At 66.7% G+C, this 598-nt stretch carries 1 protein-coding gene; it reads left to right on the top strand.

Annotated elements, in window-relative coordinates:
• Positions 1 to 194: 194 nt before the first annotated feature.
• Positions 195 to 598 (top strand): heme ABC exporter ATP-binding protein CcmA (gene ccmA / locus N878_RS25140; protein WP_082457953.1); only part of this gene is annotated, 404 nt, incomplete at its 3' end.

Here is a 598-nt window from a genome sequence, read left to right as displayed (position 1 = left end):
GGGAAGCGGACGGGGACTGCTGATTTCGCTCATGAGCGCTCGGTAGGCCGAAAGTCTATTAACACCCTGTCGAAAATGCTGACTGCGGGGACAGTGATGCGACATGTATAATGCCGCCCCGTTCCGCACCGCACTTCCGGCTCGCGTCAGTATAGCGGCCGGGGCACCGCCGACTTTAACCCTGCCAGGTAGCGATGACATCTCCCGCCCCCCTTCTCGAAGCCGTGGCGCTCAGCTGTGAGCGGGATTGGCGCATGCTCTTCGAACACCTGCATTTTCATCTGCAGGCCGGCGACATGCTGCAGATCAGCGGCCCCAACGGCAGCGGCAAGACCAGCCTGCTGCGCCTGCTGGCCGGGCTGATGCAGCCCACCGCCGGCAGCATCCGCCTGCAGGGTAGGCCGCTGGCCGAACAGCGTGGCGAACTGGCGCGCAATCTCTTGTGGATCGGCCACGCCGCCGGCATCAAGGGCCTGCTGAGCGCCGAGGAAAACCTGGCCTGGCTCTGCGCGCTGCACACCCCGGTCGGCCGCGAGGCGATCTGGCAGGCGCTGGCCGCCGTCGGCCTGCGCGGCTTCGAGGACGTGCCCAGCCACAC

The organism is Pseudomonas sp. EGD-AK9 (genome assembly GCF_000465935.2).
Lineage (GTDB): Bacteria > Pseudomonadota > Gammaproteobacteria > Pseudomonadales > Pseudomonadaceae > Aquipseudomonas.
This window is presented reverse-complemented; position numbering and strand designations above follow the sequence as displayed.